General features: G+C 70.1%; 20 protein-coding genes. 11 read left to right on the top strand and 9 right to left on the bottom strand.

Translation table 11 applies throughout. The features are described 5' to 3' along the window. Positions 1–172 precede the first annotated feature (172 nt). Both ACZ9GM_RS14380 and ACZ9GM_RS14375 read left to right on the top strand, forming a co-directional pair. Positions 173–1285, top strand: a complete 1113-nt coding sequence (locus ACZ9GM_RS14380; protein ID WP_476038250.1) for an LLM class flavin-dependent oxidoreductase — start codon at positions 173–175, stop codon at positions 1283–1285. A 67-nt stretch (positions 1286–1352) separates the two neighbouring features. Beyond that, entirely contained in the window at positions 1353–1937 is a 585-nt protein-coding gene (locus ACZ9GM_RS14375; RefSeq protein ID WP_476038249.1) for an O-methyltransferase, read from the top strand. Here the strand turns inward: ACZ9GM_RS14375 and ACZ9GM_RS14370 are convergent. Genes ACZ9GM_RS14370 through ACZ9GM_RS14340 form a run of 7 tightly spaced genes read right to left on the bottom strand, consistent with a single transcriptional unit; the run spans position 1921 to position 10905 of the window. Continuing rightward, on the bottom strand, positions 1921–3639 hold the full coding sequence (locus ACZ9GM_RS14370; protein WP_476038248.1) for an FAD/NAD(P)-binding protein: 1719 nt from the start codon (positions 3637–3639) through the stop codon (positions 1921–1923). The two genes, ACZ9GM_RS14375 and ACZ9GM_RS14370, sit on opposite strands and share 17 nt — an antisense overlap. Continuing rightward, on the bottom strand, positions 3636–4391 hold the full coding sequence (locus ACZ9GM_RS14365) for an LLM class flavin-dependent oxidoreductase (protein WP_476038247.1): 756 nt from the start codon (positions 4389–4391) through the stop codon (positions 3636–3638). The genes ACZ9GM_RS14370 and ACZ9GM_RS14365 overlap by 4 nt, the downstream gene beginning before the upstream one ends. Then, positions 4388–5758, bottom strand: a complete 1371-nt coding sequence (locus tag ACZ9GM_RS14360) for an NtaA/DmoA family FMN-dependent monooxygenase (protein WP_476038246.1) — start codon at positions 5756–5758, stop codon at positions 4388–4390. The genes ACZ9GM_RS14365 and ACZ9GM_RS14360 overlap by 4 nt, the downstream gene beginning before the upstream one ends. Beyond that, positions 5751–7427, bottom strand: coding sequence for an ATP-binding cassette domain-containing protein (locus tag ACZ9GM_RS14355; protein WP_476038245.1), 1677 nt, complete (start codon positions 7425–7427; stop codon positions 5751–5753). Before ACZ9GM_RS14355 ends, ACZ9GM_RS14360 begins: the two co-directional genes overlap by 8 nt. Next, positions 7424–8290, bottom strand: coding sequence for an ABC transporter permease (locus tag ACZ9GM_RS14350; protein WP_291476034.1), 867 nt, complete (start codon positions 8288–8290; stop codon positions 7424–7426). Before ACZ9GM_RS14350 ends, ACZ9GM_RS14355 begins: the two co-directional genes overlap by 4 nt. Next, positions 8287–9288, bottom strand: coding sequence for an ABC transporter permease (locus tag ACZ9GM_RS14345; protein ID WP_476038244.1), 1002 nt, complete (start codon positions 9286–9288; stop codon positions 8287–8289). Before ACZ9GM_RS14345 ends, ACZ9GM_RS14350 begins: the two co-directional genes overlap by 4 nt. Next, complete coding sequence (locus ACZ9GM_RS14340) at positions 9289–10905, bottom strand: ABC transporter substrate-binding protein (protein ID WP_476038243.1); 1617 nt, start codon at positions 10903–10905, stop codon at positions 9289–9291. A gap of 85 nt (positions 10906–10990) precedes the next feature. Here ACZ9GM_RS14340 and ACZ9GM_RS14335 point away from each other — a divergent pair, with 85 nt between their 5' ends. The 5 genes from ACZ9GM_RS14335 (at position 10991) to ACZ9GM_RS14315 (ending at position 17155) form a co-directional block, all read left to right on the top strand. After that, entirely contained in the window at positions 10991–12322 is a 1332-nt protein-coding gene (locus ACZ9GM_RS14335; protein WP_476038242.1) for a ferredoxin reductase domain-containing protein, read from the top strand. Beyond that, a complete protein-coding gene (locus ACZ9GM_RS14330) occupies positions 12319–13083 on the top strand; it encodes a helix-turn-helix transcriptional regulator (protein ID WP_141657091.1) in 765 nt (254 codons plus the stop codon). Before ACZ9GM_RS14335 ends, ACZ9GM_RS14330 begins: the two co-directional genes overlap by 4 nt. 117 nt (positions 13084–13200) lie before the next feature. Then, complete coding sequence (locus ACZ9GM_RS14325) at positions 13201–14040, top strand: ABC transporter ATP-binding protein (RefSeq protein ID WP_476038241.1); 840 nt, start codon at positions 13201–13203, stop codon at positions 14038–14040. Continuing rightward, complete coding sequence (locus ACZ9GM_RS14320; protein WP_476038240.1) at positions 14037–15116, top strand: ABC transporter substrate-binding protein; 1080 nt, start codon at positions 14037–14039, stop codon at positions 15114–15116. Before ACZ9GM_RS14325 ends, ACZ9GM_RS14320 begins: the two co-directional genes overlap by 4 nt. Continuing rightward, positions 15113–17155 (top strand): iron ABC transporter permease, encoded by a 2043-nt coding sequence (locus ACZ9GM_RS14315; protein ID WP_476038239.1) that lies wholly within the window; start codon positions 15113–15115, stop codon positions 17153–17155. The genes ACZ9GM_RS14320 and ACZ9GM_RS14315 overlap by 4 nt, the downstream gene beginning before the upstream one ends. Here ACZ9GM_RS14315 and ACZ9GM_RS14310 read toward each other — a convergent pair. After that, positions 17152–18081, bottom strand: a complete 930-nt coding sequence (locus ACZ9GM_RS14310; RefSeq protein ID WP_476038238.1) for a carbon-nitrogen hydrolase family protein — start codon at positions 18079–18081, stop codon at positions 17152–17154. The genes ACZ9GM_RS14315 and ACZ9GM_RS14310 overlap by 4 nt on opposite strands. 30 nt (positions 18082–18111) lie before the next feature. Next, a complete protein-coding gene (locus tag ACZ9GM_RS14305; RefSeq protein ID WP_291476017.1) occupies positions 18112–19554 on the bottom strand; it encodes a phosphatase PAP2 family protein in 1443 nt (480 codons plus the stop codon). 7 nt (positions 19555–19561) lie between these two features. Here ACZ9GM_RS14305 and ACZ9GM_RS14300 point away from each other — a divergent pair, with 7 nt between their 5' ends. The 4 genes from ACZ9GM_RS14300 (at position 19562) to ACZ9GM_RS14285 (ending at position 24486) form a co-directional block, all read left to right on the top strand. Next, positions 19562–21163 carry a SulP family inorganic anion transporter gene (locus ACZ9GM_RS14300; protein ID WP_476038237.1) on the top strand — a complete coding sequence of 534 codons (1602 nt, stop codon included), beginning with the start codon at positions 19562–19564 and terminating at the stop codon, positions 21161–21163. Positions 21164–21450: 287 nt separating this feature from the next. After that, positions 21451–21780, top strand: coding sequence for a hypothetical protein (locus ACZ9GM_RS14295; RefSeq protein ID WP_291476014.1), 330 nt, complete (start codon positions 21451–21453; stop codon positions 21778–21780). Then, on the top strand, positions 21777–23258 hold the full coding sequence (locus ACZ9GM_RS14290; protein ID WP_476038236.1) for an alpha/beta hydrolase: 1482 nt from the start codon (positions 21777–21779) through the stop codon (positions 23256–23258). The genes ACZ9GM_RS14295 and ACZ9GM_RS14290 overlap by 4 nt, the downstream gene beginning before the upstream one ends. Before the next feature lie 10 nt (positions 23259–23268). Next, complete coding sequence (locus ACZ9GM_RS14285; protein WP_291476010.1) at positions 23269–24486, top strand: NAD(P)-binding domain-containing protein; 1218 nt, start codon at positions 23269–23271, stop codon at positions 24484–24486. The last annotated feature ends 51 nt before the right edge of the window (positions 24487–24537 follow it).

The following is a 24537-nucleotide window of genomic DNA, read 5'->3' as shown; positions in this document are numbered from 1 at the left end:
TAGTCGGTCGAGACTCCTTCAGTTCACAGTGAGGCGAGCACGCGAAACCGTCCGACCTCCGGCGTTACGGTACCTATACGCCACAGGACAGACAGAGCTGTCCAGGACTGCCGGACACAGGACGCCGTCCACGACAGCCCCGCCCGGCACCCCACCCCGGAGGTCCACCACCGTGTCCACTCGCATCCCCGACGCCGGAATCATCACCGCCGCGAACTTCCCGGGCGACTCCCCCGGCGACCGCAGCCACGGTCTCGAGGCGACCCTGAAGCTCATCAGTGCGGCGGAGGACCTCGGTTTCGACACCGCCGGCATCCGCCAGCGCCAGCTGGAACACGGCTCCTCCTCCGCCCTCACCATCCTCGCCGCCGCCGGCCAGCGGACATCCCGGATCAGGTTGGAGACGTCCGTCATCCCCCTCGGCTTCGAGGTCCCGTTCCGGCTCGCCGAGGATGTCGCCACCGTCGACGCGCTCTCCGGCGGTCGCCTCACCGTCGGGGTGAGCACCTCGTCCCCCCACAGTGACCTGCTGGGTGACCTCAACCGCCCGGACTTCGACCCGCGGACCGACCTCTATGAGCTGCTCGACCGTTTCCTCACCGCCCTGCGCAGCGAGAACCTCGCCGAGGATCCGCTCCCCACCCCCTACGGGGCGACCCATGAACCCGCCGTCCATCCCAGGATCGCGGACGCCGTTTCCCGGGTGTGGCTCGGCGCCGGGTCGGAGCGCTCCGTCGACCGGGCCGCAGCACGCGGACTCGGGATCTTCCTCGGCAACATCATCCCGGTGCCGCTCCCCGCTGACGGGGCGGGTGACGGGGCCGACGCCCCCACCGACGCGACCTTCACCGCGGCCCAGCGCGCCACGGTCGACCGCTACCGTGCAGCGTTCACCCCGGCCTCCCCCGACAGTCCCGACAGTCCCGGCCCCCGGGTGGCCGTCGAGCGCGTCATCGTTCCGCTGGACTCGGCCACCCCGCAGCAGCGCGAGCGGCACCTGCGCTTCGCCGCCTCACGCGAAGACCGCACCAGGAGCGTCCAACGCCGTCCCGGGCAGGACTCCGGCGTACTTTTCCAGCGCGACCTCGTCGGAGACGCCTCCGAGATCATTGAGCGTCTGCGCGCCGACCCCGTCTTCGACGGCTCCACAGGCCTGAGAGTCGCACTTCCCTACGCCCTCGACATCGACGACTACCTTCAGATCATCACCGACATACGAAACCTCGTCCTCCCTGAGCTGGGGTGGTCCCCCGCCCCGGAGCAGCAGGAGAACGTCCCCGCCTGACCACCACGGACGGTGAATTACCTCACACCCATGCCATCATGAGCTGCCGGTCACCTAATCTCTGCCCATGACCCCCGAGCTCAGCGCTTTCCTGGACCGCCTCTCCACCGAGGGGCGGTCCTTCGACGCCACGCAACCGGACCGGACCGACCGCCGCCGCAACCTCGAACCGGAGAGCGCCCGCATCCTCCACTCGCTGGTCGCCGGCATACAGCCGTCCGCGGTGCTGGAGCTCGGCACGTCCAACGGTTACTCCACCCTCTGGATTGCGGACGCCCTCGCCGACGGCGCCCGGTTCACCACGGTCGACAATGATCCGGGCCGGGCCGGCGAGGCCACGGGGAACATCGCCACCGCAGGATTCAGCGACGTGGTCACCCAGGTCACCAGCGACGGCATGCGGGTCATGGAGGATGCAGGAGACGGCGCATTCCCGTTCATCTTCCTCGATGCCGAACGCACGCTGTACGTCGACTGGTGGCCGCAGCTGCAGCGGATCCTCGCCGCCGGCGGCCTGCTCGTAGTGGACAACGTCCTCTCCCACGCCGACCAGGTCACCGATTTTCGCGCCCTCGTCGATGCTGCCGACGGCTACCGGTCACTCGTCCTCCCCGTCGGCGCCGGCCTGCTGGTCATCACGAAGCAGGGCTGAGACGCCTGGTCCGCCCCACCAACGCACCGGCCACCGCCGCCGCGACCCGCCGGTTCGCCGGGAAGACCCGGGTCCGCTGCCCGGGGCGTCCGAAGCCCTCCCGCACCGGGTCGGAGGTCGACGGCCCCACCAGGAACAGCCCGTCGCGCGCCGTGCCGTCCGCCCCGACCGCGCGGTTGTCCCCGTCGACGACGAACACCGAATCCACCGCACCGGACGCCCCGGTCCCGGCAACGAGGTCGCCGTCCGCCAGCAGCCCACGCAGCAGCGGGTCCGCCACCGACGGCACCGTGACCTGCGCCAACCGGGCGTCCACCAGGTGGTCGGCGGCGACCGGGGCGCCGGCGACGACGGGACTGTCGGCGAGGAACCGTGGTCCGGCACCGGTGTTCCGGCGGAACCGGGTATCCGGCCCGAGGAACCGGACCAGCCCGGCGCGGTGCAGCGCCAGCAGATTGCCGAGCCGCTGCGGCGGCGGCCCGGAGCACACGTAGGACAACGACCCCTCCACCCGTGCGACCAGCGCCCGGTCCTCCTCGTCGAGCAGCCCCTCCGCGAGCAGTGCGTGCAGGACAAAGCAGGACGCCACGAGGGTGCTGTACAGGACGCCGTCCTGCGGGTGCCGCCGGTCGGTCGCCCGGATGAGATTCGTCAGCACGACCTGCTCCACCTCGCGTTCCACGGCGTGACGGCCGGGGAAGGCGAGGCCGTCGAGCGGCCGGTCGATGCGGTGCAGGTCCAGCGGGTCGTCGGTGACCGCGGCCCACTGACCGTGCAGTTCGGCGGTCAGCAGGCGTCGCAGGTGACCGGGGGCCAGCTGACCGTCGGACGTCCGTGGTACCCGGTCGAGGGTCGCCGGGACCAGCTGCTGCAGCTCCACGGTCGGCGGCCCGTCGACCGGCTTGGAGCGGTAGGGCACCCCGCGTCGCGATCCGACCCACAGCACCGGTTCCCGGCCGGAGGGGACGTAGGTCGGGACGAGTTCGCCGGCAGCCTCGCCGGTGCCGTCGCCGGCACCGCGCTCGAACCGGCCGCCGCGGCCTTCGGTGAGCAGCTCCATGAGGTCGATGAAGGCGAGTCCGAAGCCGCGGACGAGGACGTCCTGACCCGCCGGGAGCCCGGAGAAGTCCTGGTCGACGGTGTAGCCGGGCGGGATGTGGCCGGTGTCGACCGCGCCTGTATCTCCGGGATCGCCCGGGTCGACGTCGAGGTGCCCCTGGGCCAGCAGCACCACATCGGCCCGGAGCGCCGTGCCGTCCGCCAGCCGTACCTGCCGGACGCCACCGTCGGCCGGGGTGACATGCTCCGCCCGGGTGCGGTGCTCGGTGACGGTGACGCCGGAGTGCGTCCCCGGGTCGGTGAGAGCTGCGACGGCACGGTCGAAGGCGTCCCGCAGGTAGGCGGCGGTCTCCCGGCGGGGAACGAAGCGCCGCTCCCCCGCCCAGTCGGCGAGGCCGGGCCCGGGTACCGCCGCCGGGACGCCGGGGTCGCCGTCGGCGTAGACGGTGATCTCGTCGGAGGTGTTGTTCATCCACACCTCGGCCGGCTGCCCGGCGCGCCAGATGCGGCCCGGCCCGGCGGGGTACGGGTCGACGACGTGGATGTCGACCTCCGGAACGGCCCGGGGCGGCAGGGCCGCCAGCGCCAGGAGGATGCCGGTGGTGCGCGGGCCGGCGCCGACGATGACCAGTGTGCGGCTCATGCGCTGACCTGCGCTGCGAGGGTGAGCAGTCCGGCGACGTCGGTGATGTGGCGGACCTCCCCGGTCGACCCGTCGCGGGACACGAACCGGTCACCGGTGATGACGATGTCACCGGGGCCGGTCGTCACCGCGGCGGCGACCGGCACGGCTTCGGGGGTGTCCACGGTGATCACGGTCGGCAGTTCGCCCTGCGGGGGCCGCGGCACGATGGACGGCCCCTTGACCGACCACGGTTGTCCGACCGAGTCGGTGCCGGTGGCGTCGACGTAGTGGACCTTGTCCCGGTCGATGAAGCGGTGGGTGGCCTCGTCGCGGATTTCGGCGTCGGGTTCCCAGGAGGTCCAGAGGGCGCGGACGGCGGCGACGACATCGGGGACCTCGCCCCAGGCCGCGTCGGCGGAGGCGGCGGGGCGGCGTCCGATGACGTCGGCGGCGGCGTCCGAGGTCTGGGCGACGGGCGACCAGCCGGCGCGCCCGGTGGCGGCGTAGTCCAGGGTGGCGGTCGAGGTGGCGGCGTGGAACGGCTCGGTGTGGGTCACGGGCACCTCCGGCACGATGCGCAGCCGGGTGGTCTGCGGGGCGAGCCAGGCAGCGAGGGTGACGGCGTTCTGGCCGGAGGTGTAGTCGTCGCCGAGAACGAGAAGGTAATCGTCGGCACCCCTGCCGGACGCCGCGTCAAGCGCGCGGGCGGTGGCGGACAGCGCGTCAAGGTCGAGCGCTGCAGTCGGGGAGACGTGGATGGCGGTGGTCATGCGGAAACCTCCTGGCTGGTGGGAACGGCGGTCGGGAAAGCACCCGGGACGTACGCGGGCAGATCGAGGTTGTCGCGCAATGTGGTGCGTCCGTGGCTGCCGGGATAGCCGGTCCGGTACACACCACGGTCCTGCAGTTCGGGGACGACCCGGTCGACGATCTCGTCGAGACCGCCGGGGGTGATGTGCGGGACGACGATGAAGCCGTCGGCGGCACGCTGCTGCGTCAGCTCGTCGAACCGGGCGGCGACCTGGGCCGGTGTGCCGATGAGGGTGCCGCCGCGGCCGGAGACCTCGGTGACGAGTTCACGGATGGAGAGGTTCTTCTCCTCCGCCAGCGCCCGCCAGCGCCGGGCGACCGCACCGTAGTCCTTCTCGTGGCGGACGCGGCCGCGGGTGATGTCGGCGTTGTCGAGGTCGGGACCGACCTCCGGCAGCGGGCCGTCGGGATCGTAGTCGGAGAGGTCCCGGCCCCACACCTGTTCGAGGAAGGCGATCGCGCCAGGCCCGTGGACCTGGGCGTGCCGGACCTCCCGGTACCGTTCCTGTGCCTCGGCCTCGGTGTCCCCCAGGATGACGGAGATGCCGGGGTAGATCCTCAGGGAATCGGGATGCCGCCCCACGGCCGCGAGTCGCCGGTCGATGTCGGTGCGGAAGGCCTTCCCGTCCTCCGCCTCGGAGTGGGCGGAGAAGATGACCTCGGCGTGACGGGCCGCGAAGTCGCGACCCTCCTCGGAGTCCCCGGCCTGGAAGATGACCGGCGAAATCTGCGGAGACTCCGGCACAGGGAAGATGCCGTGGACGTCGACAAAGTCGCTGTGCCAGTCGAAGGAACCGTCGCCGGTATGCCCTTCACTGCCGCTGTGGGACTCCCACAGGGTGCGGGCGAGGGAGACGACGTCGGCGGCGCGCCGGTAGCGGTCGGCACCGTCGAGGTAGCCACCGCGCCGGAAGTTCGCCCCGGTGAAGGCGTTGTGACTGGTGACGACATTCCACGCGGCACGGCCGGCGGAGACGCGGTCGAGCGTGGCGAGGGTGCGGGCGAGATCGTAGGGCTCGTTGAAGGTCGAGTTGAAGGTACCGGTCAGTCCGATGTGGGTGGTGACGGCGGCGAGGGCGGAGAGGACGGTGGCGGTCTCGGGGCGTCCGACGACGTCCTGGTCGAAGATCTGTCCCTTGTGTTCGCGCAGCCGCAGGCCCTCGGCGAGGAAGAGGAAGTCGAACAGCCCGCGTTCGGCGGTCCGGGCGAAGTGCTCGAAACCGGCGAACTCGATATGGGAGCCGGAGTCGGGGTCGGCCCACACGGTGGTGTTGTTGACGCCCGGGAAGTGGGCGGCGAGGTGGACCTGTCGTTTGTCGTTACTCATGGTGTGCTCCGATCAGGGAAGAGACGGTAGGGAGGGTGGGGACGGCGGCGAGGAGGCCGGTGGTGACATCGCTGCCGGGCCGGATAAACAGTTCCTCGGCAGGCCCGTGGTCGACGACCTGTCCGGACGCCATGACCGCGACCTCATCGGCGATGTCGCGCACCACGGCGAGATCATGGCTGATGAAGAGGTAGGTCAGGCCGAGCTCGTCCTGCAGGTCGGTCAGCAGGTCGAGGATCCGGGCCTGCACCGAGACATCGAGGGCGGAGACGGGTTCGTCGAGGACGAGCAGCTCCGGTTCGACGGCCAGTGCCCGGGCGATGGCGACGCGCTGGCGTTGCCCGCCGGACAGTTCGGCGGGGCGGCGGTCGGCGGCATCCGACGGCAGGGCGACCTGGTCGAGGAGGTCGGCGACGCGTGCTGCACGGGAGGAGCGGTCGCCGATACCGAAGCCGACGAGGGGTTCGGAGACCGTCTCGGCGACGGTGAACCGGGGGTCGAGGGAGCCGGTGGGGTCCTGGTGGATCAGTCGGGCACGACGGGACAGGGCGACGGCGTCCCCGCCCCGTCGGCCACGGATACCCCGACCGTCGAGTCGACGGCCGAGGACCGTGGCCTCGCCGGCGTCGAAGGGTTCAATGCCCAGCAGGATGCGGGCGGTGGTGGACTTGCCGGAGCCGGACTCGCCGACGATGCCGAGGGTGCGGCCGGGGGCGAGGGTGAGGTCGACGCGATCGACGGCGGGCGCGGTGCCCCGCCGGAAGACCCGGGTCAGTCCACGGGCGGCGATGACCGGCTCCGCGCCCTCCACCGCCCGGATCGCCCGCTGCGCCGCCCGGCCGGGGACGGCGGCGACGAGGTCGCGGGTGTAGCCCTCCTGCGGATCGGTGAGCACGGCCTGCGCCGTGCCCTGTTCCACGATCCGACCGTCCTTGAGCACCACGATGCGGTCGGCACGGGCGTAGGCAACGCCGAGGTCGTGGGTGATCAGCAACAGTGCTGCCCCGGTCTCCCTGACGCGCTGTTCAAGCAGGTCGAGTACCTGTTTCTGCACGGTGACGTCGAGGGACGAGGTCGGTTCGTCGGCGATGACGAGCTCCGGTTCTCCGATGAGAGCCAGGGCGATGAGGACGCGCTGGCGTTGGCCGCCGGAGAGTTCACGGGGATGCCGACCGGCATGGAGGGCGGCGTCCAGTCCGACGGCGGTGAGTGCGTCGGCGACGCCGCGGTGTACCGCGGCACGACCGGTGGCACCGTTCTGCCGCACGGCCTCGGCGAGCTGACTGCCGATGGTGCGCACCGGGTTGAGGCCATCGCCGGTGTCCTGCGGGATGTAGCCGACGCCGCCGCGGTACAGGCGGCGCCAGGTCGCGGGACCGGCTGCTGTCGTGTCCGTCCCGAGAATCCGGTGCTCCCCGGCGGTGACGGTGGGGCCTGCGCCGCAGAGTCCGACGGCCGCGCGGGCAGTGGTGGACTTGCCGGAGCCGGATTCGCCCACCAGGGCGACGATCTCCCCGGCCGCCAGGGAGAGGCCGAGGCCGTGGACGACGGTCCGGTCGCCGTAGGCGACAGTCAGGCCGACGAGATCGAGGACGCTGCCGCCGTGCGCCGGGTAGGGCGGGCGCGGACTGGCCGCGTCCGCACGGGTCGTGGTTGCTGTGGTGGTCATGATGTGCTCCTGGTGGTTGTGGTGGTGAGGGTGCGGGAGAGGTGGTTGACGGAGATGACGGTCGCGGCGATGACGAGGCCCGGGAGGGTGGTCAGCCACCAGGCGCTGGCGAGGTAGCTGCGCCCGTCGGCGACGAGCAGACCCCATTCGGGTGTCGGCGGGGGTGCGCCGAGGCCGAGGAAGCTCAGGGCGGAGACCGACAGGAGAGCGGTGCCGAACTCCAGTACCGCCAGTCCGGCGAGCGGGCTCACGGCGTGCGGCAGGATATGGCGGGCGAGGATGCGTCCGGTGCCGACACCTGAGAGCCGGGCAGCCTCGACGAAGGCGCTGGTGCGCCAGCGCAGCACCTCGGTGCGCGCCACCCGGACGAAGGTCGGCACGGAGGCGACACCGACGGCGACGGCGACCTTGCCGGGGCCGAAACCGAGTCCGGCGACGACGGCGATGGACAGCAGCAGACTGGGCACGGACTGCAGGACGTCGGTGAGGCGGGAGAGGAACGGGTCGAGGGCGCCACCGACATAGCCGGCGACGGTGCCGATAAGGCTGCCGGCGACGACGGCGACCGCGACGGCCAGCGCGGCGGTGACGACGGATTCACGGGTACCGTGGATGACCCGGGTCCACACGTCCCGACCCAGGTGGTCGGTGCCGAAGAGGTGGCTGAAACCCGGAGACTGCAGCCGGTCCAGTGGCTTTCCGACGAGGGGGTCCGCGGAGGTGAACAGGCCGGGCGCCACGGCCCAGGCCAGGACGACGACGAGGACGAGTACGGCGAGGACAGTGCCGGGTCCGATGCGGCTGGGGCGGGTGCGGGTGGCGGGTGCGGGCCGGGTTCCGGCGGTCGCGGTGATGACAGTCATGCGGACACCGTCTCCTTCGTTTCGTCGGGGGCCCCGGGCTCAGCGGCGGCGGGGCGGGTGGTCCGGGTGCGGGCGTCCACCACCGGCAGCAGCAGGTCGGTGATGATGTTGACGACCACGAAGATCACCGCGGAAACGGTCACCACGCCCAGCACCACCGGGATGTCCTGCGAGGTCACGGACGTGACGAGGAGGCGGCCCAGTCCGTTGCGGGTGAAGACGGTCTCCACGACGACCGCGCCGCCGAGGAGTTGGCCGGTGAGGACACCGCCCACCGCGAGCAGCGGACCCAGGGACGCCCGTAGTGCGTGTGTGGTGAGCAGGCGTGGGGTTGTGTAACCGGCGGCGCGGAAAGTGGTGGTGAACTGCTGCCGCCAGCTGGAGGCGAGACTGCGCTGGAGGACCTGGCCGACGGTCGCGGCGACCGGAACGGCGAGTGTCACGGTGGGCAGGACGAGTCCGGCGGGCCCGGTGCCGCCCAGCGCCGGTACCCAGCCGAGGCGGAAGGAGAAGATCTGCAGCAGGAGCAGCCCGACCCAGAAAGTGGGGAGGGAGACGCCCAGCACCGGGAGCCCGGAGAGCGCGTCACCGACCCGGCGCAACCACGGTGACCGTGCGGTGGTCGCGGCGACGGCGACGAGGGCGGTCACCGTGCCGACGACCCCACCGAGGACGAGTGCGGCGACCGCCAGTCCGAGGGTGGTGGACAGGGTTTCCGCGAGAGAGGTGGCGACGGCGTCCCCGGTGAGGTACGAGGAGCCGAGGTCACCGGTGAGCAGGCCACCGAGGGCGGCGAGGTACTGGCCGGGCAGGGACCGGTCGAGGCCGTACTGTCGGCGCAGCTCATCGATCTGTTCCGGGGTGGCGTCCGACTGTCCGGAGCCGGAGAGCATGGTGGCGACCGGGTCACCGGGCAGGGCGTAGAGGATGAGGAAGGTGAGGGTCCAGGCGGCCCACACTATGATCACCCCGTAGAGGACGCGTTGCAGGATGTACATCTATGCTCCTTCGCTCAGCCAGGTGTCGACCAGCTGGAGGCGGCTGGAGGCCTCGTAGCGGTATCCGTGCACGTCGGGGGCGGTCGCGGAGATTCCGGAGAGTTCGACGAGGGGGATGACGTTGCCGTCGGTGACGAGTCGGGTGGTGATGTCGGAGACGGTGGCTGCCCGGGCAGCGGTGTCGGTGGTGGCGAGACTGTCGCGCAACAGGTCATCGACGGGGCCGGCGGGGCGGTTGTTGACGTTGCGTCCGTCCGCGTCGAAGACGGTGCGCAGCACGTCGGGGTCGGAACGGGTGAGATTGTAGAACTCCACGTCGTTGGTGCGGGCCTGCTGGGCAGCGGAGGTCTCGGCCATGGTCTGCTTCTTCAGTTGCAGGTCCACGCCGACGGCACGGAGCTGCTGCTGGACGAGTTCGAGGAACGGGGCGGTCTGCCAATAGCCGACCGGGATCACCAGACGTGTCCCGTCCTTCGTGCGGAAGCCGTCATCGTCACGGCCGGTCCACCCGGCCTCGTCAAGCAGCCGGTTCGCCGTGTCCGGGTCGTACCGGAGAAGATCAGACTGGTCGGCGTAGCCGGGAGTGGTGGATCCGAGAACGGAGGTCGCAGCCTTCTGCCGTGTGGAGAGGACCGCGGTGAGTTCCTCCCGGTTGATCGCGGCATTCACCGCCTGCCGGACGCGGGTGTCGGTGAACGGGCCCTTCTTCCAGTTGGGGAACAGGGAGTAGTTCACGCCGGGGTTGGGCCGGTCGATGACCGGGAAGCCGGACTGGTCGAGGAGTTCCTCGTCCTGGGGTTGGACGGCGGTGTCCACGTCGATCTGGCCGGAGGCGAGGCTGCCGTTGCGGACGCCGGACTCGGGGACCACGGTGAAGTCGATGCCGTCGAGGTAGGCGGGGCCCTCGTGCTCTGCGAGGGAGGACGCCCACCGGTAGTTCTCATTGCGGACCAGCGAGGCACCGCCGGAGGAACTGAAGTCGGTGAGCCGGAACGGGCCGGTGCCGACGAGGTCACCGGTGCAGCGTTGTTCCGGGGTCTCCGCCAGCGTCGACGGGGCGTAGAAGCCGAGGGTCATCGTGGAGCTGGCCTGGAGGAACTGCGCGTTGGGATCTGTGAACCGGACGGTGACGGTACGGGAGTCAGGGGTGTCGATGCCCGCCAGCCCGGCGAGGTAGGTGGAGCCGAGCGAGGATTTCGCACCGAGGTCGACGATGCCCTCGAAGTTGTCCTTGACCGACTGTGCGGTGAACGGGGTGCCGTCGGTGAAGGTGACGCCGTCACGCAGGTGGAAGGTGAAGGTGGTCGAGTCGTCGCTGATATCCCAGCTCTCGGCGAGCCAGGGGACGATCTCCCCGGTCTCCGGGTCCTGGTCGGTCAGTGAGTCGGTGATCTGCCGGGAGACGTTGAGGGCGGTGTTGTTGCCGACCTGTTGGCCGTCGGCGCAGGTGATGTCCGCGTCGAAGGCGACGCGCAGCGTCCCTCCGGTCACCGGCGGGCCGGTGTAGTCGTCGTCACCCTGACCGGCGGCGGTGCCGCAGGAGGTGAGGACGCCGAGGCCGAGTGAGACCGTGAGGCCGGCCGCCGCCGCCACTGCAATAGACCGAGCTGTCTGCATGGAGGGCAACGCTAGTCCGGGCCTGCCCCGGCCCACACCCTTATGATCACCACGAACAGAAAACGTGCTGTGACAGAATGAACCCATGAGTCACGAGCCGTCCCACCCCGGGTCCCGACATTTCCGTGCCGTCAGCGCACCGGACCTGTCCACCCTCTCCGGCGCCGTGAACGCGACCTATGACCGGCTCGACGACCTCGTCGCCACCGCGCACGGGCACTACCGGCGCCTCGCGCCTCCGCTCGGCGATGTGCCGCAGCCGACCACCGTCGACGGCACCTCCCTCCCACCCCATGTCCCGGACGTGGCCTGGGTCCGCCGCGCCGCGCTCACCGCCGCCGACGGCCTGACCGTCACCGCCTCCGGATTCGCGAACTTCGACGACAGCAGCACCGCGTTCCTCGCCGACCTCGGGCGCGACCTGCGCAAGAACGGCATCACCATCGAGCATGTCGCCGCCGCCGCAGAATCCCTCGGCCGCGCCCTGTGCGGCCTCTACAACTTCCCCTACCCCGGCACCGACCTCACCTACCAGGCCGCCGAAGAAGCGGGCATCCCCGTCGGCCTCACCGAACTACTGCAGACCGTGGATCTCGGCGTCCGCATCGCCGCTCTCGGCGCGGTCGAAGACGAGGACGCCGGCATCCCCGCCGCCTCCGACGCCGAGGTCCTCGAGATCCAGCAGCGTTCCCCGCGCATCACGGTGGTCCGACTGACCGCCACCCCGCCGCAGACCGGCTGGGCCGGACAGTTCCTCGAGGCCCGCTCCCCGGGCGACCCCGACCGGTGGCAGGTGGTGGCGTCCTCCATCCCGCCGAACCACGGTGGCCTGCTGGAGTTCCCGTTCTTCCACCCGGCCGACACTCCCCCGGAGGTCAGCGTCGGCGAGCACTGGGTGGTCGCCAACCCGACCGGCGGACTGGAACTGTCCGCGGACACCCCGACGCTGATGATCGCCCTCGGCGCCGGCCTCGCCCCGCTGCGTGCCCTCATCCTGGACGCCTCGACCCGCGACACGGTCCCGCCGGTGCACCTCTACTGGCAGGTCGACAACCCCGATGACCTGCACGAGTACACCGGCATGCTGGGGTTGGCAGGGGTTTTCGGCTGGCTGACCTTCACCCCGGTCGTCACCGACGCCACTGCCACCGGGGACGCCGCCTGGTTCGACACCCCGGAGCGCGAACGCTTCACCATCTACTCCCGCCCCGGCCCCGAGCAGCTGGTCAACGGCGAGGAACTGCGCCACGGCACCGCTGCCGATGTTGCGGTCGCCGACAATGCCGGCAACACCTGGGCAGGACGCCGCGTCCTTGTCGCCGGTGGACCGGAGGACGCCACGGCAGTCAACGAGGCGGTCAGCGTCCTCACCGCTGCCGGCGTCGACCCCGCGATGATCACCGCGGAGTCGATGTGACCGACCTGGCCCTCGAACCGGCGGAGATCACCGCCCCCTTCGTCATCCTCTCCGAGGGACAGTGGCCGGACGTGCCGACCGACTGGCCGTGGCACAGCCACTCCGTCCACGAGCTGGTGTGGGTCCGCCACGGCACCATGACCTCCCGGGTCCGCACCGACGACGGGGAGCAGCTGTTCACCGTCCAGGAGGGACGCGCCGTCTGGTTGCCCGCGGGTACCCCACACTCCGGGCAGGTCACGGCGAATGTCATCCTGTGCGACGCCTTCTTCTCCCCCGAGCGCACCCCGGTCGCCTTCCTCCGTCCGACCGTCGTGGAGATGACGCCTGTCCTGGAATCACTGCTCACCCACCTGGCCCGCCCCGATCTGGCGGACGCCGCCCGAGCCCGTGCCGAGGCGGTGGTCTTCGATGTCCTGGAGCCGGCAGCGGACCAGTTCTCCCTGCCGGTCCCCGACGACCCGCGGATCACCCGGATCGTCGACACCCTGCTCGCCGATCCCGCCTGTCCGCGGGCCCTCGACGGGTGGGCCCGGGACCTCGGTATCAGTGAGCGGACCGTGACGCGTGCCTTCCGCGAGTCCACCGGCCTGACCTACGGTCAGTGGCGGCAGTCGCTACGGATCCGTCATGCGGTGACGCTGCTGTCAGCGGGCCACCGCGTCCACGAGGTCTCCGACCAGCTCGGATACACCCAGCCCAGCACCTTCATCGCCGCCTTCCACAAGGTGACAGGGAAGACCCCCGGTGCCGTCGCCTAGTCGGGGCGTGTCCGGATTTCCATGTCAGATGTCCGAAAGTCATGATTGCAGACACCGTTCGGCGGTCCATATACTTTCCGGGTTAGGTAACGCGTACCTGACAGGAAGGAAGAGGACATGACCGGTGGCGGAGAGCCCCTGCAGGGCACCGACCTGGTGCTCGGCTACGGCAGCGGCAACGCCACCAGCACCGTCATCGACGGTGTGTCCGTCTCCTTCTCCCCCGGTACCGTCACCGCCCTCGTCGGCCCCAACGGTTCCGGCAAGTCCACCCTGCTGCGGTCCCTGGCCCGGCTACACCCGGTCACCGCCGGCGCCGTCACCCTCGACGGTCACGACACGACCCTGCTCTCACCGAAGGCCTTCGCCCGCCGCGTCACCCTGTTCGCCCAGTCCCGACCGACCCCCGACGGGCTCACTGTCACCGAGGTCGTCGCCTTCGGACGTCACCCGCACCGGAAGCGGTTCGCCGGTCTCACCGACGCCGACCAGGCCGCGATCGACCACGCCCTGGAGATCACCGGGTTGACCGGCAGGCGGGAACGCCCGGCGTCCGCCCTGTCCGGCGGTGAGATGCAGCGGGTGTGGCTGGCCGCCTGCCTGGCGCAGGACACCGGCGTCCTCCTCCTCGACGAGCCCACCAACCACCTGGACCTGCGGTTCCAGACCGAGATCCTTGATCTGCTGCGCGACCTCGCCGAGGACCGGCAGACCACCGTCGGCGTGGTACTCCACGACCTCGATCACGCGGTGCGCGTCGCCGATGAGGTGCTGCTGCTCCACGAGGGCCGCGTCCACGCCGCCGGCCCCCCGGTGGAGGTCTTCACCGCGGAGAACATCAGTCTCGCCTACGGCGTCCCCGTCGATGTCGGCGTGGATCCCCGCACCGGGCGTCTGCGCATCGACCCGGTCGGACACCGTCCCTACCCTTCCCTGGAACTGAAAGAGAACTCATGAAGCTCACCCGAGTCCTCGCCGCCACCGGCGTCATGACCCTTGCCCTGACTGCCGCGTCCTGCGGCACCACCGATTCCGACGACGAGGCGTCCTCCTCCGACGTCCCCACCTCGAACGCCGAGGGCTGCGACGGCGACATCGCCACCTCCACCGACCCGGTCTCCCTGACCGACGGTCTCGGCCGCACCGTCGAGCTCGACCAGCCGGCGAAGCGCGTCGCCGTGCTGGAGTGGCAGGAGATGGAGGACGCCATCAGCCTGTGCGTCGACCCGGTGGCCGTCGCCTCCCCGGACTCCTACTCCCGGTACGTCTCCGCTGAGAAGCTGCCGGAGGACGCGGTCAACGCCGGCGAGCGCGGCGAGCCGGACTTCGACGCCCTCTACGGTGCCGACCCGGACCTCATCATCCTCGAGACCTTCGACCCGGACGACGAGACCCTCAAGAAGCTCGAGGAGCGTGACGTGCCCGTGCTCGTCACCACGGGCGCGGACACCGACGACCAGATCGGCAACGTCAAGGACGTCATGTCCATGATCGGTGAGGCCACCGGCCGCTCCGAGCGTGCCGATGAGCTCAACCAGGAGTTCGACGACGCCATCGCCGCGACGAAGGAGAAGGTCGCCGACACCGTCGCCGCCCTGCCGACGAACAAGTTCCTGTACATGGACGGCTGGGTGGAGTCCGGCAACCTCACCATCCGTCCGTACACCTCCGGCGCGCTGATGACCCAGATGGGCGAGCAGCTCGGCCTGACCTCCGCCTGGACCGACGAGGTCAACGAGTCCTACGGTTCCGGCGGTGTCGACGAGCAGTACGGTCTCGCGCAGACCGACATCGAGGGCCTCACCGCCGTCGGGGACGCCAACCTCTTCTTCTCCGGCGCGACGCAGGCCGCCGATGACCCGGAGAACTACGTCGCCGCCATGGAGAAGAACCCGATCTGGAACAACCTGCCCGCCGTGAAGGACGGCCGGACCGCCCAGTTCTCCTCCAGCCTGTGGACCGCCGGTGGCCCGCGCTCCTGCATCGCCCTGCTCGACGCCTACGTCGAGGCCCTGGACCAGATCAGCAGGTGATCCGTCCCCGTACCGCCCTGAGTGCCGCCGGCCTGATCGGCGGTCTCGCCGCCGCGCTCGTCCTCGTCGGCGCGTGGCACATCACCCAGGGCACCTCGGGGCTCAGCCTGACCGACCTGCTCAGCGGGGACCACGGTGACATCATCACCGGCTCCCGACTGCCACGACTGTTCGCCGGTGTCGCCGTGGGTGTGGCCCTCGGTGTCGCCGGCATGCTGCTGCAGTCGGTGACCCGCAACCCGCTGGCCTCCCCCGATACCCTCGCGGTGACCGCCGGGTCCTATGTGGCCCTGTGCGCGGTCGCCGCTTTCGGCCTCTCGGTGCCGCTGTGGGCGTCCTCGCTCGTCGCCTTCGCCGGTGGGCTCGTCGCCGCCGCCGTGGTCCTCGGCCTGGCCGGGGCCTGGGGCGGTAACTCGTCGACGGCCACGACCCGGCTGATCCTCGCCGGCTCGGCCATCGCCATGGCGCTCGACGCCGTCTCCGGCATGCTGCTCATCCTGTTCAAGGAGGGCACCACCGGCCTGTTCGCGTGGGGTTCCGGTTCACTGGCGCAGCTGAGTATCGATGCCTCGCAGCGTGCCGTCCCTGCGATCGTCGCAGTGATCGTGCTCATGCTGCTGATGTCCCGTCGACTGGACGCCCTGGCCCTGTCCGACGATGACACGGCCACCACCCTGGGCGTCCCGGTGCGCTCGACCCGTCTGTTCGCCCTGCTCGGCGCGGTACTGCTGACCTCGACCGCGGTGACGCTGGCCGGGCCGCTCGCCTTCGTCGGACTGGGTGCCCCGGTGCTCACCCGGCTCCTCGCCTCCAAGGTTCCGGCACTGCACAACCACCTGGTCTCCCTGCCGGTCTCCGGACTCATCGGTGCCCTGCTGGTGCTGCTGTCGGACGCCGGCCTGCGGGCACTGCTCGGCGCGGCCGGTGCTACCGCGGTACCGACCGGGATCCCCACCGGGATACTGGGCGGCATCCTCATCGTGGTGCTCGCGCTGCGGCTACGGGACGCCGGGTCGTCACGCGGTGCGACCTCCGGTTCCGGACGCACCGGCGCGCAGGTACGGTCGCGGCGCAGGTACCTCGTCGTCGTGGTGGCCTCGGTGGTGCTGCTGGTCGCAACGGTGATTGTCGGCATGCTCGCCGGCTCCCTGTGGCTGAAGACCGGCGACATCATGCTCTGGCTGCAGGGCGCCGCCCCGCGACTGGTCGACGGTGCCCTCGATGACCGGGTGCCACGGGTGCTGGCCGCCGTGACCGCGGGTGCCGCCCTCGGCCTGTCCGGCTGCGCGGTACAGGGAACGGTCCGTAATCCGCTGGCTGATCCTGGCCTGCTGGGCATCACCGCCGGAGCCGGACTCGGTGCGGTGGCCGTGGTGACACTGGCCCCGGACCAGGGGCGTCCCGCACTGGTCATCGCCGCGGTGGCCACCGGGCTGCTGACTTTCGCGGTCATCGCCGCCCTGTCCGGTCGGGGCGGTCTCTCCCCGGACCGGTTCGTTCTGGTGGGCATCGGTACCGGGTACGCACTGTCGTCGTTGACCACGTATCTTCTGCTGCGCTCGGACCCGTGGAACACCCCGCGGATCTTCACCTGGCTGTCCGGCACGACCTACGGGCGTGGTTTCTCCGACGTACTGCCGGTGGTCGTGGTGCTGGTCGTGGCACTGCCGGTGCTGTGGTCGATGCACCGTGACCTGGATCTCATGTCAGTCGACGACGACACCCCACGCATCCTCGGGCTGCGTCCCGGTCGCACCCGCCTTGTGCTGCTGTCGGTCGCCGCGCTCCTCGCCGCGATGGCGGTCGTGGCGGTGGGCACCGTCGGCTTCGTCGGGCTCGTCGCCCCGCACCTGGCGCGCTCACTGGTCGGGGCCCGGCATGTCCGCGTCATCCCGGTGTCCATGCTGCTCGGTGCGGTGCTGGTCGGAGTCGCCGACATCCTCGGCCGTACCCTCATCGCCCCGTCGCAGATCCCGGTGGGGCTGATGACCGCCCTGATCGGCGCGCCGTACTTCGTGTGGCTGCTGCGGAAGAGTTAGTCCTCCTGCTCGCCGAGGGCCCGCACACCCTTGGCGTGGATGTCGACGCCGCTGACCTTCAGGTCGCGGTCGTGCCCGGCGAGGACCGGCAGGCCCTTACGGACCTTGTCCACCCGGTTCGGGTCGATGTCGACGAGGAGCACCTGGGAGACATACCCGGTCTCGGCGAGCCGCGCCCCGTCCGGTCCGATGACCATCGAGTGGCCGATACCCGTCGGCCCGTCATTGACCCCGTAGCGGTCCGGGGATCCGGGGCGCGACTGGCCGGCGGCGACGAGGTAACTGGTGGTGTCCAGGGCCCGGGCCGAGGTCAGGGTGCGCCACTGGCTGAGCTTGCCCGGCCCGTCAGTCCAGGACGTCGGCACGACCATCACCGTCGCCCCCGCCTTCGCCAGCGCGTAGAAGTGCGCCGGGAAACGGATGTCGTAGCAGGTCGCCAGACCGATGGTGACACCGTCGATCTCGTAGACCACTCTCCGGTCACCGGGCTTGACCGTGTCGGACTCGCGGTAGCCGAAGGCGTCGAAGGTGTGGATCTTGTTGTAGTGGTCGGTGCCGTGCGGGCCGGTGACCAGCAGCGTGTTGTAGACCCGGCGGAACCGGTTGGTCTCCCCCGCCCCGGCGATCGGCTCGGTGGTGCGTCGTCCGTCCGGATACCGGTAGACGGTGTCGGCCGGGGTGAACATGCCGACCACCACGGTCACGTCGTGCTCGACGGCGGCCTTCGTCACCGCGGTGGCGAAGGGTCCCGACAGCGGCTGCGCGACGATGTCGAGGCGTCCCGCATCGAAGGGGAACATCGCCGCCTCGGGGAAGACCACGAGGTCAGCGCCCAGGCGCGCGGCCTCGGTGATGTAAGTGCGGATGGTCGTCAGGTTCGTCGCCACATCCGGTTCGGAACTCATCTGGATCGCTGCGATGCGCATGGGTCCGAGGGTACGTGAGGACGGCGGGGGTCACAGGCTGCCGACGAGAGAGCCTGCCGGCGAGCCCGGGACGTCAGAGGTGACGACACCCGGTGCATCCTGTCCCGGCTCGACCTTGACGACCGCGCCGGTGGAGTCGACGGTGACCTTCGAGCTCAGCGCGGCGGGAAGGTTGATCCGCGCCCAGCCGTCGGAGGAGGCGTCCAGCGGATAGCCGGAGTCGATCTCTGTGGCGGCGAGCACCTCGCGTCGCTGTTCATCGGTGAGATCGGGGAAGGCGGTGACCAGCAGCTTCTCGGCGTTCTCGGGGACGCGGGGCGCCCGGCCACCGTCGCTGGTCCGCTCGAAACCGTAGGTCATCCGTGCTTCGTAGGCGGTCAGGGCGGACGCACGGTCGGTCACCGGCGAGGTGGAGACCGGATCGGTGAAGGCGTTGACGTAGCCGCCGGCGTCGTTGGCGTCCGTGTCCTCGATGCAGTCGGTCAGGGGCGCGCCGTGGCCGTCGGCGTCGCAGCGCTGCTCCAGGTAGGCGACGAGTTCCTCGCGGGCGGGTGTGAGAGTGGAGTCGATGTAGTCACCGTCGGCGAGCTGGGTGGCCGTGTTGACGTGACCCTCGATGCGTCCACCGATGATGTCCAGCGGGTAGTGGACGCCGAGGACGATACGGTTGTTGCCCGCCTCGGAACCACGGGTGATGATCTCGGGGGCGAGTTCGGGCAGCAGCTCGGCGAGCTGCAGGCTGATGCCGTAGGCGTAGGTCGTGTGGCCGGAGGGGAAGGCCTGGTTGAGACCGCTCACGCCGTCCTCACCGACACCGGCGAAGCCGTCGTAGCCGGCAGAGTGCGGCTCCCCGTTGTCCGGACGGGTGCCCTGGTCCGGGATACGCTCGATGTCGAGCTGCGGATCGAGACCCTTGAGGTCGTTCTCCCCGTTGCGGGACCGGTCCCCGAACCCGCCCCGGTCCTTGTCCGCGGTCTGCAGGAACGGGCGAGGGAAGTTGACGTCCGTCTTGGCGGTGCCGGTGGTGGCGTTGTCCTCTCCGGACTCGATGACTGAGGTGGTGAGCGGGAGGTCGCCCTGTTCCACGCCGTCGAGAAGGTACCCGGAGAGCACGGGGCCGAGGGAGTCTCCGAGGGTCTCGGTCCAGACCTCGTCGGCGTCCTCCAGGGCACGCAGTGCCTGGTCGGGGTCGACGGCGCCGGCGTGGTTGATCGCCTGCACCCCCTCGTCGTTGCGGGCGAGAACAGCGGCGCCGGCCTCGGTGACATCGCCGGTGAAGGCGGTGGCGAGCATGGTGGCCTCATCTGTGTCGTCGTAGGCACCGGGAGTCCACCAGTCGTAGAACTCGCTGACGAGACCGGTGCGGTCCGGGCCGGGCGGGGTGTCATCAGCGACAGCGGGAGCGGCGGCGAGCACGATGGCACTCACGGTGACGGAGGCGAGCAGGGAGAGAGTGAGGGGGCGGGTGCGCATGCACCGCATGGTGCACCCCAGGGGTGAACACCCGGTGACCGCCGCAGCGGCGAAGAACCGAACTGACCGTGAACAGTGGGTGGCGCAAAGCGACGACGCAGTCCCCCACGTCCGCACGGGATACCATCACGCTGTGCCCGAACCGTCAGATCCGCAAGCCCAGCCGAAGCCCGCGACCGTCCTCGCCGCACTCAAGAGCCCGAAACTGCTCACCGTGGAGATCCTCGGCGGGCTGGTCACCGCGTTCGCCCTGATCCCCGAGTCCCTCAGCTTCGCCATCGTCGCCGGCCTCGACCCGAAGATGGGCCTCTACGCCGCCTTCACCATGGCATGCGTCACCGCTCTCCTGGGTGGACGCCCCGGCATGGTCTCCGGCGCCGCCGGCTCGATCGCCCTGGTCATCTTCCCTGTGGCCCGCGACCACGGGGTGGAGTACCTCGTCGCCACCGTCATCCTCGGCGGCGTCCTCCAGGTCATCATGGGCGGACTGGGCGTGGCGAAACTGATGCGTTTCATCCCACGGTCGGTGATGACCGGCTTCGTGGACGCCCTGGCGATCCTCATCTTCACCGCCCAGCTCGACAACCTCATCGACGTCCCCCGGGCCGTCTACCCGCTGGTCGTCGCCGGACTGCTGGTCATGGTGGTCTTCCCGAAGGTCACCACCCGCATCCCCGCACCACTGGCGTCCATCCTGCTGATCACCCTCGCCGTCGTCACCCTGTCGATCGACGTCCCGACCGTCGGCGACCAGGGTGAACTGCCCGACTCCTTCCCCGGTCCCGGGATCCCCGACATCCCCTGGAACCTCGACACCCTCGGCATCATCGCCCCCTACGCCGTGGCACTGGCACTCGTCGGCCTGATGGAGTCCCTGCTCACCGCGAAGCTCGTCGACGACCTCACCGACACCCACTCCGACAAGACGCGTGAGACCTTCGGCCAGGGCATCGCCAACATCGTCACCGGCTTCTTCGGCGGCATGGGCGGCTGCGCGATGATCGGCCAGACGATGATCAATGTCAAACAGGCCGGAGCGCGCACCCGGATCAGTTCCTTCCTCGCCGGGGCGTTCCTCATCATCCTGTCGGTGAGCCTCTCGGACATCGTCGGGAAGATCCCGATGGCCGCCCTGGTCGCGGTGATGATCGTGGTCGCCTTCACCACCTTCGACTGGAACTCGGTGCGCACGCTGCGGGTCATGCCACTGTCGGAGACCTGTGTCCTGCTGGTCACCGTCATCGCCACGGTCGTCACCGACAACCTGGCGGTGGGTGTCATCCTCGGCGTCCTCACCGCGATGGTCGGCTTCGCCCGGCGCGTCGCCCATCTCACCCACGTCCAGCGCACCGGTGAGGGCACCTACCGGGTGGAAGGACAGCTGTTCTTCGCGTCCTCGAATGACCTGGTGTACCAGTTCGACTACGCCGGCGACCCGGATGAGGTCACCGTCGACTTCTCGGCGACCACCGTGTGGGACTCCTCCACCGTCGCCGCACTGCAGGGAGTGCGCGAACAGTACGCCCGACGCGGCAAACAGGTCACGTTCATCGGGCTGGACGCCACGAGCCAGGGCTACATCGACCGGCTGGAGGGACGCCTGGGGTAGCCTCAGGGTGGTGCAGACGCGCAGGGTCAGGTGCCACGGACACCATGTCCGTCCTGTCCGGAGTCACCGTCGGCTGGACCTCGTGCCTCATCACCGGCCTCCTGACCGATGAGGACAACTGCCCCTCCGGACCGCGTTGTCCACAGAGGGTGGCACGAACCGGAGGAGAATTGTCCACAGGTTCGGTGGCGAACATTGACGCTTTTCCGGGGACGCCGATACTGTCCTGACCCACCGGAGCCGCCGACGGGGCGGACCGGACGGACAACCGGACACCGGGAGGGGTCATGACGCACGGGGCAGGGCAGGCAGGATCAGGGGTCTTCGGCATCGAGCCGCAGGCTGTGGAGCAGGCGGCAGGAGAACTGGCGGCACTCGGGGAACGGCTGAACGAAACTGCACGGCGCCTGCCGCACACGGGGAACCCACCGGTGGCCGCGCTCCCCGGGGGAAGAGTGGTGCAGGCGTTGTCCCTCGCCACTCACGCGATCGCCCGGGACGTGTCGACACAGGGTACGACGACCGGGTCGGCCGCCGAGAGGGTACGTGCTTTCGTCGCCGCCGTCCGTACCGCGGAAACCGAGGCCGCCGCGGATCTGGAGGGGTCGGGTTCATGAACATCAGGGAGATCGCCGATGCCCCCGTCGCTGCGGCTTCGCTCGCCACGGGCAGTTGGTCGGATACCCGCACCGAGCTGGAAGAAGTGGCATCCGGTATCGACCTGGTATCGGCTTTTCCGGAGTGGGAGGGCACCGCCGCGGACAACAGGTCGGAACAACTGACGTCGGTCTCCGGACAGATCCGTACCGCTGGCGAAGCGGCAGCTCAGGTAGCTGAGCTGCTGGACAGTCACTGTCATCTGCTCACCGGCATCCGGGACGAGGTGGCCACCACCATCATCGCCGCTGAGTCCGCAGGCATGACCGTCCACGACAGCGGGCTGGTGACCTCCGGGGCCCCGGGATTCCACGGACTCGGGACAGCGGTTCTCGGGCAGATGGCCGCGGCAGGTGCCGACCCCGCGGCAGCCGCATTCACTCTGGTCCTCCGGGACGCGATGGAATCGGTGACCGAGGCCGACCGTGCAGCGGCCGACGCCATCACCTCGGCCGCCGGGGTCGATGCGACCTGCCGGGTGCAGGAGAATTCCCTCTCCCCTGGCGCACGTGGGGCGGCGGCGGGATCCCCTGACTGCATCCCACCCGGGGTACGCATCGACGGACTGTATGATCCGTCGGTCACTCCGGAGCTCCGGGAGGAGATGCTCAGGGCCGCTGACGCGGCAGTGGCGATGCTGCAGGAGCAGGGGCATGACCCGGCGGACATCGGTGTCGAGGTCATCACGGACGGTGGGAACCCGGCCACGATCATCGGCAACATCGATACCGCGGACAAGGTCACCACACTTGTATCCGGTACCGGCTCCGGAAGTCTGTCGGCCCTCCGGGGCGCCTCGGAGTTCGCCGGCCGGTTCACCGGTCCCGGACAGGCGACCGTCGTATGGCGCGAGTGGTCCCCTCCGGGGAATCTGGTGGGTGCGATGTTCAACGGTCGTGCTGAAGCTGCCGGGCCGACACTGCGCAAGCATCAGGCGATGCTGCGCGAACGGAACCCGGACGCCCGACTCAGCATCGTGGGGCACAGTTACGGCACCCGGGTCATCGACGAAGCAGCCCGGGACGACACCGCCACTCTGGACGCTGACGAGATCCACCTCCTGGGCAGTCCCGGCATGAAGGCCGACTCCACCTCCGACCTCAACCTCCGGGCCCTGGACGGGGATGCCGAGGTCCACGTGTACAAGGACTCCCGGGACTTCATCGGCGGGGTCGCTGACATTCCGTGGATCCACGGCAACGATCCCGGAGACTGGAGTTGGGGAGCAGACGACATCAACGGCAGGGTCCCCGAAGACCGAGGTCTGTGGGACCGCGCAATGGATCTGCTCGGCCCGGTCGGTGATTCCGTCGATGCCCGCAAGGACACACTCGGCAGCCTCTGGGGTCTGCTTGACCGGGATCTCGGCGACGAGCACAGCAGCTACAAGACCGACGGGAAAGTGCTGGAAGCGCTGAGGAAGAAGCCGGACGACTAGCCTCGGCGCCATGACCGCATCCACCGGCATTCCCGATCGCATCCCGGCCGTCATCATCGGCGCCGGCCAGGCCGGGCTCGCCGCCGCCCATGAACTCGTCCACCGTGGCCTCGTCCCGGGCACGGACTTCCTGGCCCTCGACGCCGACGACGGCCCCGGCGGGGCATGGCGCCACCGGTGGGACTCGCTGACGCTCGGCAGAGCCCACGGAATCGCCGACCTGCCGGGGCTGCCGATGGACCGCCCGGACCCGTCCGTCCCGGCGTCCCGGCTGGTCGCCGACTACTACCGTCGCTACGAGGAGACTTTCGGGCTGCAGGTCGTCCGCCCGGTGAAGGTCGTCGCCGTCCACAGCACCGGCGAGGAACAGGACACCGACCTTGAACTCACCGTCCTGCATGGTGACACCTGCACCACCCTGCGCACCGGACTGCTGCTCAACGCCACCGGGACCTGGACCCATCCGTACATCCCGTACACACCGGGCATCGCCGACTTCACCGGACGCCAGCTCCACACCGTCGACTACGTGAGCAAGGAGGATTTCGCGGGCGATCGCGTCCTCGTCATCGGTGGCGGACTCTCCGCCGTCCAGTTTCTCCTGGAGCTCAACCAGCCGGGATCTGCGGCACAGACTCTCTGGGCGACACGGCGTCCGCCGAACTTCTCCCCGGATCAGTTCGACCAGCGCTGGGGCTACAAGGCCGAGGAACGCGTCCGTGAGGCGACGACGCAGGGGCGGCGTCCGGACTCGGTGGTGCGCAACACCGGCATCCCGCCGTGGCCGGAGTACCTCGACGCCGTGGCGTCCGGCGTGCTGGTCTCCCGCGGAATGATCGGACACATCACGCCCCACGGCGTGGTGTGGGGCGAACCCTCCGCCCGGGCGTTGCAGGACGCCGCCCCCGGCCCCGACGGCACCAGCCCGCTGGAACAGCCCGCCAGCTGGTCCCCCTTCGAACCCGGCCACACCGAGGACGTCGACGTGCTCTTCTGGAACACCGGCTTCCGGCCTGCCCTGACCCACCTGGCCCCGCTGCACCTGCGCGGGCCGGACGGTGGCATCCGGATGGCCGACGAGGTGACCGTGGCGGAGGATCCGCGCGTCCTGCTCGTCGGCTACGGTTCCACCGCCTCGACGGTCGGGGCGAACCGTGCGGGACGCCTGGCCGGGAGGGCTGCGGCGCGGGTGCTGGTGGGGAAGCCACCACGTCATCCCCCGGTATGACCCCGCCTGGCCTGCAGGTTCAGACCACGGGTTGATCCGTGACCCACTACC

The organism is Corynebacterium sp. UD i78, assembly GCF_056280545.1.
This window is presented reverse-complemented; position numbering and strand designations above follow the sequence as displayed.